The organism is Aeromonas sp. 600886, from assembly GCF_049174935.1.
Classification (GTDB): domain Bacteria; phylum Pseudomonadota; class Gammaproteobacteria; order Enterobacterales; family Aeromonadaceae; genus Aeromonas; species Aeromonas veronii_A.
Window position 1 is genome coordinate 25,152 of the sequence record NZ_JAAKUB010000007.1, and the last position, 13,175, is coordinate 38,326.

14 protein-coding genes are annotated in these 13,175 nt (G+C 61.8%); 11 read left to right on the plus strand and 3 right to left on the minus strand.

Annotated features, from left to right (window positions below; all coding sequences use genetic code 11):
- Nucleotides 1-3: 3 nt before the first annotated feature.
- The 9 genes from G5179_RS07435 to G5179_RS07475 all read left to right on the plus strand — a co-directional run bounded on the left by G5179_RS07435 (nt 4) and on the right by G5179_RS07475 (nt 6,261).
- The gene (locus tag G5179_RS07435; protein ID WP_421258130.1) at nt 4-594 is read left to right on the plus strand and encodes a cytochrome c3 family protein; all 591 of its coding nucleotides are present in this window, start codon (nt 4-6) and stop codon (nt 592-594) included.
- A 242-nt stretch (nt 595-836) separates the two neighbouring features.
- On the plus strand, nt 837-1,343 hold the full coding sequence (gene moaB, locus G5179_RS07440) for a molybdenum cofactor biosynthesis protein B (RefSeq protein ID WP_064340970.1): 507 nt from the start codon (nt 837-839) through the stop codon (nt 1,341-1,343).
- A gap of 9 nt (nt 1,344-1,352) precedes the next feature.
- A complete protein-coding gene (gene moaC / locus G5179_RS07445) occupies nt 1,353-1,877 on the plus strand; it encodes a cyclic pyranopterin monophosphate synthase MoaC (RefSeq protein WP_421258131.1) in 525 nt (174 codons plus the stop codon).
- Nucleotides 1,874-2,119, plus strand: coding sequence for a molybdopterin synthase sulfur carrier subunit (gene moaD / locus G5179_RS07450; protein ID WP_005353453.1), 246 nt, complete (start codon nt 1,874-1,876; stop codon nt 2,117-2,119). The genes moaC and moaD overlap by 4 nt, the downstream gene beginning before the upstream one ends.
- Nucleotides 2,120-2,220: 101 nt before the next feature.
- Entirely contained in the window at nt 2,221-2,694 is a 474-nt protein-coding gene (gene moaE, locus G5179_RS07455; RefSeq protein ID WP_202003233.1) for a molybdopterin synthase catalytic subunit MoaE, read from the plus strand.
- Nucleotides 2,695-2,781: 87 nt separating this feature from the next.
- The gene (modA, locus tag G5179_RS07460) at nt 2,782-3,510 is read left to right on the plus strand and encodes a molybdate ABC transporter substrate-binding protein (protein WP_202003236.1); all 729 of its coding nucleotides are present in this window, start codon (nt 2,782-2,784) and stop codon (nt 3,508-3,510) included.
- 111 nt (nt 3,511-3,621) lie between these two features.
- A complete protein-coding gene (gene modB / locus G5179_RS07465; protein ID WP_005361814.1) occupies nt 3,622-4,302 on the plus strand; it encodes a molybdate ABC transporter permease subunit in 681 nt (226 codons plus the stop codon).
- Entirely contained in the window at nt 4,299-5,399 is a 1,101-nt protein-coding gene (gene modC / locus G5179_RS07470) for a molybdenum ABC transporter ATP-binding protein (protein ID WP_335838102.1), read from the plus strand. The genes modB and modC overlap by 4 nt, the downstream gene beginning before the upstream one ends.
- A gap of 85 nt (nt 5,400-5,484) precedes the next feature.
- Complete coding sequence (locus G5179_RS07475; protein ID WP_421258132.1) at nt 5,485-6,261, plus strand: alpha/beta fold hydrolase; 777 nt, start codon at nt 5,485-5,487, stop codon at nt 6,259-6,261.
- Between the two features lie 70 nt (nt 6,262-6,331).
- Here G5179_RS07475 and moeB read toward each other — a convergent pair whose 3' ends face one another.
- Nucleotides 6,332-7,087 carry a molybdopterin-synthase adenylyltransferase MoeB gene (moeB, locus tag G5179_RS07480; RefSeq protein ID WP_274160338.1) on the minus strand — a complete coding sequence of 252 codons (756 nt, stop codon included), beginning with the start codon at nt 7,085-7,087 and terminating at the stop codon, nt 6,332-6,334.
- The gene (moeA, locus tag G5179_RS07485; protein ID WP_421258133.1) at nt 7,084-8,310 is read right to left on the minus strand and encodes a molybdopterin molybdotransferase MoeA; all 1,227 of its coding nucleotides are present in this window, start codon (nt 8,308-8,310) and stop codon (nt 7,084-7,086) included. Before moeA ends, moeB begins: the two co-directional genes overlap by 4 nt.
- Nucleotides 8,311-8,619: 309 nt before the next feature.
- On the opposite strand from moeA, the gene folE reads away from it, so the two are divergent.
- Both folE and G5179_RS07495 read left to right on the plus strand, forming a co-directional pair.
- Complete coding sequence (gene folE / locus G5179_RS07490) at nt 8,620-9,276, plus strand: GTP cyclohydrolase I FolE (protein WP_005344140.1); 657 nt, start codon at nt 8,620-8,622, stop codon at nt 9,274-9,276.
- A 411-nt stretch (nt 9,277-9,687) separates the two neighbouring features.
- Entirely contained in the window at nt 9,688-11,343 is a 1,656-nt protein-coding gene (locus G5179_RS07495) for a methyl-accepting chemotaxis protein (protein WP_421258134.1), read from the plus strand.
- A 73-nt stretch (nt 11,344-11,416) separates the two neighbouring features.
- On the opposite strand, the gene G5179_RS07500 is transcribed toward G5179_RS07495, so the two are convergent.
- Nucleotides 11,417-13,147, minus strand: a complete 1,731-nt coding sequence (locus G5179_RS07500) for a formate--tetrahydrofolate ligase (RefSeq protein ID WP_421258135.1) — start codon at nt 13,145-13,147, stop codon at nt 11,417-11,419.
- Nucleotides 13,148-13,175 lie beyond the last annotated feature (28 nt).

Sequence of the window (13,175 nt, forward strand, 5' to 3'; positions counted from 1 at the left end):
TAGATGAAATTACCCGGCTTTATCCAGCGTCTGTGGACCACCTTCAAGTCACCATCGAAGGCGGCTCTCTGGGTCATCCTGCTGATGGGCTTCTTCGGTGGCGTGATTTTCTGGGGTGGTTTCAACACCGCCATGGAAGCATCCAACACCGAGGCCTTCTGCACCAGCTGTCACGAGATGAAGGACAACGTGTTCGAGGAGTACCGTGACACCATCCACTACGCCAACCGCTCCGGCGTGCGGGCCAGCTGCCCGGATTGCCACGTACCGCACGAGTGGACCTACAAGATCATCCGCAAGGTGCAGGCTTCCAAGGAGCTGTGGGGCATGATCACCGGCAAGGTGGATACCCGCGAGAAGTTCGAGTTGCACCGGCGCGAGATGGCGGAGCGGGAGTGGCAGCGGATGAAAGAGACCGATTCGCGCGAGTGCCGCAACTGCCACAACTTCGAGTACATGGACTTCTCTCTGCAGGGGCAGCGTGCCGCCAAGATGCACTCTACCAATCTGGCCAGTGGTGAAAGTACCTGCATCGACTGTCACAAGGGGATAGCTCACCAGCTGCCCGACATGACCGGGGTGAAAGGGTTCTGATCCTGCGACGACAGGCCGGGTTTACCCGGCCTGCGTTTTGTTCATATATGGGACAAGCATCAGATTTGTGTGTCTTTTAAATCCCATATCTCGTGAAACCTTTGATAGAATCAGCCCGCCGTCACACGCTTGAGCAAGTTGGTCACCCCTGTCTGCGTCAGTTTTTGCGCCCTGACAGCTGGCCTCTCATACCCCTTCTCTTCCTGCCTCGTTGACGGCCCATAGCCACAAGGAGCTGCCCGATGGGACAGAAACACAACGCATTTATTCCCCTCAAGATCGCCGTGCTGACGGTTTCCGACAGCCGCACCGCCGCCGATGACAGCTCGGGCGACTATCTGGTCTCGGCCCTTACCGACGCGGGCCATCAGCTGGCCGATCGGGCACTCTGCCCCGACAACCTGTTTCGCATTCGAGCCCAGGTGAGCGAGTGGATCGCCGATGAAGGGGTGCAGGTGGTGCTGATTAACGGCGGTACCGGCTTCAATGAACAGAACCGGGTACCGGAAGCGGTCGGTGTGCTGTTCGAGCGCACCGTACAGGGTTTTGGCGAGATGTTCCGTCAACTCTCTTTTGCCGAGATTAAAGGCTCCGCCATGCAGAGCCGTGCGCTGGCGGGACTCGCCAATCGCACCCTGATCTGCTGTCTGCCGGGCTCCACCGGCGCCTGTCAGCTGGGTTGGGAGCAACTGATCCGCGATCAGCTCGATGCCCGCACCAAGCCGTGCAACTTTGTCTCCCACCTCTGAGAGCAAACGATGAACCAGACAGATACCAAGCAGACCCAGCCCAACCTGACGCATCTGAACCAGAGCGGCGAAGCCCATATGGTGGATGTGACCGACAAGCAGGTGACCGAGCGCGAAGCCCGCGCCGAGGCGTTTGTTGTCATGGCCCCCGAGACGCTGGCGCTGATCCTGAGCGGCCAGCACCACAAGGGTGACGTGTTCGCCACCGCCCGCATCGCCGGCATCATGGCCGCCAAGAAGACCTCCGATCTTATCCCACTCTGCCATCCGCTGGCCTTGACCAAAGTCGAGGTGGAGATAGTGCCGCTGCCCGAGCAGCAAAAGGTGCATATCCGCACCCTCTGCAAGCTCTCCGGCAAGACTGGTGTCGAGATGGAAGCGCTGACCGCCGCGTCGGTAGCGGCGCTGACCATCTACGACATGTGCAAGGCGGTGCAAAAGGACATGGTGATCGAACAGGTGCGGCTGGTAGAGAAAAAGGGCGGCAAGTCCGGCCATTTTCAGCTGGGGTCAAATAGCGGGGAGCAAGCATGATCAAGGTACTGTTTTTTGCGCAAGTAAGAGAGCTGGTGGCCTGCGATGAGCTGAGCCTGCCCTGCGACTATGCCACCGCCGAACAACTGCGTGCGGCGCTCTGTGAACGCGGCGACAAGTGGGCGCTGGCGCTGGAAGCAGGCAAGCTCTTGGTCGCGGTCAATCAGACCCTGGTGCCCCTCGATACCCCCATCAACGATGGCGATGAGGTGGCCTTCTTCCCGCCGGTGACCGGAGGTTAAGGATGAGCGAGATAATGACCGTGGATCGCACCACTGAGCTGTGCGGTGGTGACGAAGTGGCCTTCTTCACTTTATCTCCAGTAACGACCGGAGGCTGAGCCATGAACGACGTAGCCATTACAGACCGCATTCTGGTGCAGCGTGAGGATTTCTCGCTGGCGGACGAATATGCCCGCCTCGCCACCCGCGCCGACAGTGGCGCCATCGTCACTTTTGTTGGCAAGGTGCGCGACTTCAATCAGGGGGAGGAGGTGAAGGGGCTTGCCCTCGAGCACTACCCCGGCATGACCGAGAAGGCGCTGGCCGATATCGTGCAGGAGGCCCGCCGCCGCTGGCCGCTGCAGGAGTGTACCCTCATTCATCGTATCGGCGAGTTGTGGCTTGGCGATCAGATCGTGCTGGTGGCGGTGAGCAGTGCCCACCGCGACGCCGCCTTTGACGCCTGTCACTTCATCATGGATTTCTTGAAAACCCAGGCGCCGTTCTGGAAAAAAGAGCTGACTGCCGAGGGTGTGCAACGCTGGGTCGAGGCCAAGGAGAGCGACAACGCCGCCGCCGCCCGCTGGCAAGCCTGACCTGTTCATCACGAGGGGCGCAGGTTCAACGGGAACCACGGCCCCGCCAAGGGGCGCGGATGTGCGGGCCCCATCAGGAGAAAGGGAATGAAACCGCTGTTATCTGTTGTCATCGTAGGAGTCTGCGCCGCCACCTTGCATACCGGTGTCGTGCAGGCCGATGAAGTGAAAGTGGCCGTGGCGGCCAACTTCAAGGGCACCATAGATCGTATCGGCAAGGAGTTCACCGCCAAGACCGGCCACACCCTGGCCATCTCGTCTGCCGCCACCGGAGTGCTCTACACTCAGATCAGTCACGGCGCACCGTTCGATCTCTTCCTCTCCGCCGATGCGGCGACCCCCGAGAAGCTGGAAAAAGAGGGCAAGGGGAGTGAGCGCTTCACCTACGCCATCGGCCAGCTGGGGCTCTGGAAGAAGGGAGGGCCGGCCCCTGACGAGGCGACCCTGCGTAGCTGGAAAGGCAACCTCGCCATCGCCAATGCCCGTACCGCCCCCTATGGTGCTGCTGCCATGGCGACCCTCACCCATCTCAAGATCGATCCCAAGCAGTACCGGCTGCTGACCGGCGCCAACATCGGCCAGACCTGGCAATTTGTCGACACCGGCAATGCTGAACTGGGCTTTGTCGCCTGGGCCAATCTGGTTGAGGCGGGCAAGACTGGCGAAGCCTGGGCTGTGCCTGCGAGCTTCTATCCCCCCATCGAGCAGCAGGGGCTGGTATTGAAGAAAGGCGCCGCGGTCGAGGCGCTGGTGGCCTGGCTCAAGGGGCCGGGTCAGGCGCAGATCAAGGCAGCGGGTTATGCCTTGCCCCAATAAGGGGATGGGCCTGATGCGATACCCTGAGTGGTCGGCCTTCGGGTCGGCCACTCTTTGCAATAAGGATGGATACCATGCTGTTGGGGGCATTTATCAACCGGGAGGTCGGCAATGAGTGAAGGGGATCTGCTGGCGGTCTGGCTCACCCTGAAGCTTGCGGCCTGCACCACAGCGATTTTGCTGTTGCTGGCACCGCCGCTGGCCTGGTGGCTGTCGCGCAGTCAGAACCGGCTGCGGCCGCTGGTGGAGGCGCTGGTGGCACTGCCGTTGGTGCTGCCCCCCACAGTGCTGGGTTTTTATCTGCTGCTCGCCTTCTCCCCCGAATATGGCTTCGGCGCCTGGTGGCGCGACACCTTTGGTGCCCCGCTCGCCTTCAGCTTTCTCGGCCTGCTGTTTGCCTCCATCCTCTATTCGCTGCCGTTCGTAGTGCAGCCGCTCACCTCCGCCTTCGTCAACATGGGCAACAAGGAATTGGAGGCCGCCGCTACTTTGGGGCTCGGCCCGCTGGAACGCTTCTTCCACATCATCTTGCCGATGACCCTGCCGAGCTTTGTGATGGCGGCGGCGCTGGGCTTTGCCCATACCCTGGGGGAGTTTGGCGTGGTGTTGATGATTGGCGGCAATATCCCCGGCGAAACCCAGGTGCTCTCCATCGCCCTGTTTGATCATGTGGAGGCGATGGACTACCAGAACGCCCATATTCTGGCGGGCGGCCTGATGGCCTTCTCGCTGGTAATGCTGGTGCTGGTCTACGGGGTGTTGCAGCGTAGACAGCGGAGAGTGTTTGGATGAACCAGCCCGCCACTATGCCGTCAGTGAACGTGCCGCACCGCCATGTCCTGAACCTCCATGCCTGGCGCGAGTTTGGCCCTTTTACCCTCGACTGCGCACTGACCCTCGAGCTGGGGGGGATCCTCGGCCTGTTCGGCCCCTCGGGCTGTGGCAAGAGCACATTGCTGCGCATCATCGCCGGGCTCGATCGCCAAAACGGGGATCGCTTGCTGTGGCGCGATCGGGAGTATGCTCAACTGCTGCCCGAAGCGCGCCGGATCGGGCTGGTGTTTCAGGACTCACGCCTCTTCCCCCATCTGACGGTGCTTGGCAATCTGCAACTGGCGGCCCGCAAGGGGCGAGGGCGCTGGCAGCCCGAAGCGCTGGCGGCTCGGCTCGGTTTTGCCGATCTGCTGGGGCAGCCTGCCCATGCCCTCTCTGGCGGTCAACGCCAGCGGGTGGCATTGGGGCGGGCGCTGCTGGCCGAGCCTGATCTGCTGCTGCTCGATGAGCCTTTCTCGGCGCTGGATCGGCGCAGCCGCATCCATCAGGCCCATGTGCTCAAGGGGTTGCAGCAGGAGAGCGGCATCCAGATGATCTTCGTCAGTCACGCCATGGAGGAGGTGAGCCTGCTCTGCGATCAGCTGGTGCTGCTGGAAAGTGGCAGGGTCGAGGCACAAGGCAGGCCGAGCGAAATCTTCGCCCGCACCGATCTCTCGCTCGCCAGTCGCGACGATGCCGGGGTGATGCTGAATGCCACCTTGGCCCACTATGATGACGACGAGCAGATGGCGACCCTGCAACTCGGTGAGCAGCAGCTGCGGGTCACCATGACCCATGTGCCGGACGAGAGCGGTCCCTTGCAGATCAAGGTGGCGGGGCGCGATGTGGTGATCGCTACCACCCCCATCGAGCACTCCAGTCTTTCCAACTGTCTCGTCACCCGTCTGCTGGCGGTGCGCGAGGTGCGCCCCGGCCAGACCCTGTTGCAGTTGGCGCTGGGTCAGCAGATACTGCTGGCCCGGATCACCAGCCGCTCCGCCAGGCGGCTGGCGCTGGCGCCGGAGCAGCAGCTCTACGCTTATATCAAGGCGGTGAGTCTGGTCAGCGAAGGCTGATTGGGCGCCGTGCCGTGGCAGGATAACCACGGGTGACATAACAACAAGAGATGGTTCAGGTGATGAGTCGAGAGGCAATACACTGATGCGCCGCAATCAGGTGATGAAATTCAACGGTCTTGCCCTGCGCAGCGCGGGGGAGGGCCCCTTGCTGTTGCTACTGCATGGGCTGGGCTCCTCCAGCCTCGACTGGCAGGCGCAGATCGAACGGTTTTCCGAACACTACCGGGTGGTGGCGCTGGACTTGCGCGGCCACGGCCAGAGCATGCAGGAGGGGCCGTTCGATGTGGCGACTTTGGCAGCCGATGTGGTGAACTGGCTCGATGCACAGCCGGAACCCACCTGGGTCGTGGGATTGTCGCTGGGTGCCATGGTAGCGCTGGAGCTGGCGCTGCAACTGCCGCACAAGGTGCAGGGGCTGGTGCTGGTCAACGGTTTTAGCGAGTTTCTGCTGGAGAGCCCCAAAGAGCAGGAGCGTTATGCCCAGCGCCTCAAGTGGCTGCGCTGGTTTGGCATGCGTCCGCTCGCTTGGTGGCTGGGACGCGAGCTCTTCCCGGGCCCGGATCTGGCGCAGGTGCGCCACACCTTCCGGCTGCGTTTCGTGCGCAACAAAAAGAAGGTTTACAAGGCGCTGCTGGAGGCGCTACCCGGCTGGTCGGTACGCGCCCGGCTCGGCGCCATCTGGCAGCCGGTGGCCATCATCTCCACCAGTCATGACTACCTGCCGCTGGCCAAACGGGTAGAGCAGTTTGCCGCCTTGCCCAACGCCACCATCCACACCCCCAACGGCCACCACGCCTGGCCTGCGGAAGACCCCTCGGGCTTTAATCACCTGTTGCAACGGATCCTCACGACCCATTGAGGAAGGGGTTGTTAGGTGCAGGTACCAAAAAGCCGAACCACAGGGTTCGGCTTTTTTGATCCCGTTTGCGTCAAGGATGGGAGCAGACGGGGCAGTCGGGGCGCTTGGGCAGCTTCATCTCGCGGAAGGTGCCGCTCAGGCCGTCGATCATCAGCAGGCGGCCGCTGTAGCTTTTGCCCATGCCTGCCAAGAGCTTGATAGCTTCCAGTGCTTGCAGGCTGCCCACCAATCCCACCACGGGGGCGAGTACACCGGCTTCGACGCAGGTGAGGGCCTGCTCGCCAAACAGGGCGCTGAGGCAGGCGTAGCAGGGTTCATCTTCCTGCCAGGTGAAGCTGCAGAGCTGCCCCTCCAGCCGGATGGCGGCGCCGCTGACCAGCTGCACCTTGTGCTGGCGTGCCTTTTGGTTGAGCAGGTCGCGAATGGCCAGGTTGTCAGTGCAATCCAATACCAGCTGGTGTTGGGGCAACAGGGTATCGAGCAGCGCCTCGTCGGCCACGGCCGCGTGGGTCTCCACCTTGAGCCAGGGATTGAGCGCGCGCAGCGACTGGGCGGCAGAGTCTACTTTGTAGTGACCGATGCGCTCATCGTTGTGCAGCACCTGACGCTGCAGGTTGGAGAGCTCCACCTTGTCGAAATCGACCAAGGTGAGTTGGCCAACCCCGGCCACCGCCAGATACTGGCTGGCGGCGCAACCAAGGCCACCGGCGCCGATCACCAGCACCCTGGCCTGCTTGAGCGCCTCCTGCCCCTCGAAATCGAAGGACTTGAGGATGATCTGGCGGTTGTAGCGCAGCAGTTCGGCGTCGCTCAGGATCTCGCTCACAGCAGCAATCCCCCGAATGGCTCCACGGTGACCGTCTCGCCCACGGCGACGCGGCCCCGTTCCCGTTCAAGAACTATGTAGCAGTTGGCTTGCGACAGGGAGCTGAACACGGCGGAGTCCTGCGAGCCGGTGCTGCGCACCTCGATGCCGTTTGGCCCTTGGCTCATGATGCCGCGCTGGAAGTCGAGTCGGCCGGGGCTCTTTTTGAGTGGTTCGGCCGCAATGGCTTGCAGCTGAAGCGGGCGCTCGAAGCGTTGGCCCGCCAGCTTGGCCAGCGCCGGTTGCACCAGCTGATCGAAGGTGACCATGGCGGAGACGGGGTTGCCCGGCAGGCCGAAGAACCAGGCGCGGGGCAGACGGCCAAAAGCAAACGGCTTGCCCGGCTTGATGGCCAGCTTCCAGAAGCCAATCTCGCCGAGCTCGTCCAGCAGTTGTTTGGTGAAGTCCGCTTCCCCCACCGAGACGCCGCCGGTGGTGATGAGTACATCGGCCTCTTCGTCGGCGCGGATAAAGGCGGCGCGCAGCTGGGCGGGATCGTCCGGGATGATGCCAAGGTCGAGGCAGTCGCAGCCCATGCGCGCCAGCATGGCCCGTACGCCATAGCGGTTGGAGTCATAGATATCGCCGTGGGCGAGCGGGGTACCAACCGGTTTGAGCTCATCACCGGTGCTGAAGATGGCCACTTTCAGCGGGCGACGCACCGTGACGGTAGCCACGCCGAGGGAGGCCAGCAGTGGCATTTCGCGCGGGGTGAGGCGAGTACCGGCTGGCAGCACGCAGGCGTCCTTGCCGATATCGCTGCCGGCGCGGCGGATATTCTGGCCCGGTTCGGGTTGTGCCAGAAAAGTGATCCGATCGCCGTCGGCCTGCGTTTCTTCCTGCATCACCACTGCATCCGTACCAGCCGGTACCGGAGCACCTGTCATGATACGCACGCAGTGGCCAGCGGGCCATTCACCCTGATAGGGCTGACCGGCAAACGCTTTGCCCGCCATGATGAGCGGGGTGCCGCTGGCGAGATCCGCAAGGCGTACGGCATAACCGTCCATGGCAGAGTTGTCGAAGGGGGGCACGGCGAGTGGGGAGGCGATATCACAGGCCAGTACCCGGCCAAGGGCATCAGGCAGGGGCAACTGCTCGGTGTCGCAGCAGCAGGCAAGTTGTTCCAGCATCCCTTGCAGGGCATCGCTTAAGGGGAGTAGTCCGCTGGTATCAAATCCCATCGTCATGACCTCTTTCTATGATTGAAGGCGGGATTATCACAAAATTCCCCGGGGATGGGCAGGTTATCTCGAGGGAATCTCGGGGTAATCGGCGCAAAAACGGGGGTAGATGGCCATAAAGTATGAGGTGACGCACAAGTTGACTTGAATCTTGGCGGCAATGGCCGTTTACTATGCCGCCATAACAGATGGCCGTCACATCCTGTGTGGCTACCATTACAGCGATACCGTCGGCCCTGTGCGCCGCCATAACATAGGGGGATGCTCCTTGAGCAGCCCTCACAGTCCCTGAGCGTGGGAGAAAAGACAATGACAACCTTAAGTCCGGAAGCCTTGCTGGTCAGGGCTGCCCTCGAAGCCCAGGGACTGGAAACCCCCCTGGTTGCCAACGAGCTGAACAGTCAGCAGAAGCGGGAGAAGATCGAAGGCCATATGCGCTCCATCATGGAGACACTGGGGCTGGATTTGGCCGATGACAGTCTGGCCGAGACACCGCACCGCATCGCCAAGATGTACGTCAACGAGATCTTCTCCGGCCTCGATTATTCCACCTTCCCCAAGGTGACGGTGATCGAGAACAAGATGCAGGTGGACGAGATGATCATGGTGCGGGACATCAGCCTCACCAGCACCTGCGAACACCACTTCGTCACCATCGATGGCATGGCCCATGTGGCCTATATCCCTCGCGGCAAGGTGATTGGCCTGTCGAAAATCAACCGCATCGTGCAGTTCTTCGCCCGTCGTCCCCAGGTGCAGGAGCGGCTGACCCAGCAGATCCTGCTGGCGCTGCAGACCCTGCTAGGTACCAAGGACGTGGCTATCAGCATCAAGGCGACCCACTACTGCGTCAAGGCGCGGGGGGTGATGGACTCCACCTCCTACACCACCACCACCTCCCTCGGCGGTGTCTTCAAGACCCAGCCCGATACCCGGGCCGAATTTCTCGGTGGCCTGCGCGGATAAGATGGCGGTTGTTTTGTAACCGCCATGCTGAATAAACGAGACGCCAGCTGCCATTGCTGGCGTTTTTCATTGGTTCAGGATGAGAGTGGCGGTCTGCCACTGCTTGGCCCGCGTGGCTTGCCCTATGCAAACGTTATGCATTTTTTCGATTTATTCATCTGAGCGGTATATTTAATCGAACACGAAAAAAACCTCGTTTTCACCTTACAAAAAGTAACCGGTCAGACTCTTTCCGAACCGTCACAATCCGGTTACTCTAGCGCCCCCTCACGGCTCTCGCTGCCGCTCATGGAATTCAGAGATATTCATCAAGGTTGGATGGTGCGCCACTGAACAGGTGGCCAGATAGTTCATGTCAGGAGGGCGTGAACCGGACGAGTGCTACGAATTTAACGACCACCAGGATATCCCATGAATACCAGTACCATGACCATAGGTAAAAAACTCACCGCCGGCTTTGCCGTGCTCGGTTTGATGGTCGCCTTTATCGGCGGTTTTGCCCTTGTCCAGTTTGGCAACATGAATGATGTTGCCATCCGGTTTACCGACAGCATCTTGCCAGCGGTCAATCGCACCAGCGCGATCGGGGATTCTCTCGGTGAGTTGCGTCGTTATGAGCTGGGTTATTTCGTGGTGGCCGCCGAGCCGCTGAAAAGGGCTGAATATCGGAATATTGCCAGTCAACAGCTTAACTCGATCGCGCAGCAGCTGATTGCCCATGACAAGACGATCTGGCCTGAGGATGTGGCGGAGCGCCGTACCTTCGATACGGTGAAATCTGACTGGGATCGTTACGTCGCCCTGCACCAGCGAGTCACACAGCTGCAAGACAGCGATCAGCTTGCCGAAGCCCAACGCATCTTCCTTGAGGAGGGGGTTCCCCTTTACACCGCGCTGAGCAAGTCAGTGGCCTCCCTGATCCAGATTAACCATGGTTATGCGTCTGAATCCCGCAGTGACATTGTCGACTCTTATCAATCCGCCAATCTGAGTGTCACAATCGCGCTGGTGATTGGTCTGATCCTTGTGGTGGTGCTCTCCGTGGTACTGACCCGCCAGATCCGCGACCCGCTGATCATGCTGGCCCGTCAGGCCCAGCGTATTGCCAATGGCGATCTGGGTCAGGGCGAACTGCAGCAGTGGATCCGCGACAGCCGCTTCAACCGTGATGAACTGGGTCAGCTGGGTTCCGCCATCAACCGGATGCAGGGCTCCCTCTCCGATCTGGTGAGTGAGATCGCCGGCTCCGTGAGCCAACTCAGCAGTGCGGTGGAGGAGGTGAGCGCCATCTCCAGCCAGTCTGCCAGCGGCATGGCCATCCAGCAGAACGAAGTCTCCCAGGTGGCGACCGCCATGAACGAGATGCAGTCCACCGTCAACGAAGTGGCCCGCAACACTACGGATGCCATGAGCGCCGCCAAGGATGCCTCCCGCACCTCTGCTGCCGGCAGCGAAGTGGTACGCAGCTCGATTACCAGCATCGAAGAGGTGTCGGTCAAGATTGAACAGGCGGGCATAGTGGTGCAGCAGCTGGAGGCCGACAGCGCCAACATCAGCGTGGTGCTGGATGTGATCCGCGATATCGCCGGTCAGACCAACCTGCTGGCCCTTAACGCCGCCATCGAAGCGGCCCGTGCCGGTGAGCAGGGTCGTGGTTTTGCGGTCGTTGCGGATGAAGTGCGTTCATTGGCCCAGCGTACCCAGGACTCCACCGCCGAGATCAGCAAGATGATCGAGCTCTTGCAGAGTCGCGCCGCCGAGGCGGGCAACGCCATGCAGCTGAGCCGTCACCAGATGCAGGAGAGTGTCGGTCTGGCACGGGATGCCGGTACCAGTATCGAGACCATCAACGGTGCTGTGGTGCGCATCACTGACATGAACACCCTGATCGCCACCGCCACCGAAGAGCAGAACGCGGTGACCGAAGAGCTCAACCGCAGCATCGTCAATATTCACAATGCCGCTGACGAGAATGCCCAGGGCGCTCATCAGATCGCCCAGGCTTGCGTCGAACTGAGCAAGCTGGCCAACACCCTGCACCATATGACCCAGCGCTTCACCCTCTAAGGGTTGATGCATGGATAACAACAAGGCCCCGCCAATTGGCGGGGCCTTGTTGTTTCTGGCGTTGTGGAAGGGCTCAGCTCAGGCCGACTATCTCGCCGTTCTCATCGATATCGATATGGCGATAGGCAGGCAGACTGCCCAGCCCCGGCATGGTCATGATGGGGCCCGCCAGCGCATAGACGAACCCGGCACCGGCGCAGAGCTTCACCTCGTCGATGGGCACCTCGAAATCGGTCGGCACCCCTTTGAGGGCTGGGTCGTGGCTGATGGAGAGCGGCGTCTTGGCCACGCAGATGGGCAAGTGATCCCACCCTTCGGCGGAGAGCTGGGCCAGCTGCTGGCGGGCTTTGTCGGAGAGCTGCACTCCGCGGCCGCCGTAGCCGCACTCCACCAGGGTCGCCAGTTTGGCGTCGAGGCTCGCCTCGTCGGGGTAGAGCAGTTTCACCTTACCTGGTTGCTCGCAGGCGGTGACCACGGCGCGGGCCAGCTCGCTGGCGCCGGCACCACCCTGGGTGAAGGCGTTGGAGATGGCCGCGCCACAGGCACCGGCTTGCTGCGCTTCATGGGCCAGCAGCGCCAGTTCGGCCTCGCTGTCGGTGGGGAAGCGGTTGATGGCGACCACCACCGGCCCCCCGTAGCGCCGGGCGTTCCGGATATGCCAGGCGAGGTTGGCGCAGCCCTGCTTGAGGGTTGGCAGATCTTCCCCTTGCAGGCTGGCTGGCAGCGGCTGGCCCGGGCGGATATCGAGCAGGCCGCTGTTGGCCTTGAGGCCGCGCACCGTGGCCACCAGCACCACGCAGGCGGGGGTAATACCTGATTGGCGGCTCTTGATGTTGAAGAATTTCTCCAGCCCCATGTCGGAGCCAAAACCTGCCTCGGTCACCACATAGTCGGTCAGGCCAAGGGCGATACGATCGGCGATCACCGAGGAGTTGCCGTGGGCGATGTTGGCAAAGGGGCCGGCGTGCACCAGCACCGGCGTCTGCTCGGTGGTCTGCATCAGGGTCGGTTGCAGCGCATCTTTGAGCAGCACCGTCATGGCGCCCGCTACTTCCAGCTGTTCGGCGGTAATAGGCTTGCCGTGAATATCGCGGGCCAGCTGGATGCGGCCGATGCGCTGGCGCAGGTCTTTCAGATCGCTCGCCAGCGCCAGAATGGCCATCAGCTCGGAGGCGGCGGTGATGACGAAGCGATCGCTGCGCTCCACACCATCGGCAGCGCCCCCCTGTCCAATCGTGAGGTGGCGCAGTGCGCGGTCATTCATGTCGAGGGTGCGTGGCCAGAGGATGTTGTCAGCATCGATATCGAGCCGCGGCAGGCCGGTTTTGGCGGTGAACTCGGCACCCAGTTTCTGTTCGTGGAACAGGCGGGCATCGAGGGCTGCTGCCGCCAGATTGTGGGCCGCCGTCAGGGCGTGAAAATCGCCAGTGAGGTGGAGGTTCATCTCCTCCATCGGCACCACCTGGGCGTGGCCGCCACCGGCAGCGCCCCCCTTGACCCCGAATACCGGCCCGAGGCTCGGCTGGCGGATAGTGGCGATGCTGGGCTGGCCGATATGGTTGAGCCCCATGGAGAGGCCAAGGGTGGTCACCGTTTTCCCTTCACCGAGCGGGGTCGGGGTGATAGCGCTCACCAGTACCAGCTTGCCGCGCTGTGTGGGTTGAGACGTGAGCAGGTCGAGGCTGAGCTTGCCTTTGTAGTGGCCATGAGGGCTGAGCAGGTGCTGGGGGATGGCGAGGCGTTCGGCCAGCGCGTGGATTGAGAGACGGGGGGACTGGCGGGAGATCTCGATATCGCTTAGCATCAGCACCTCGTTGGCATATCGGGGTAAA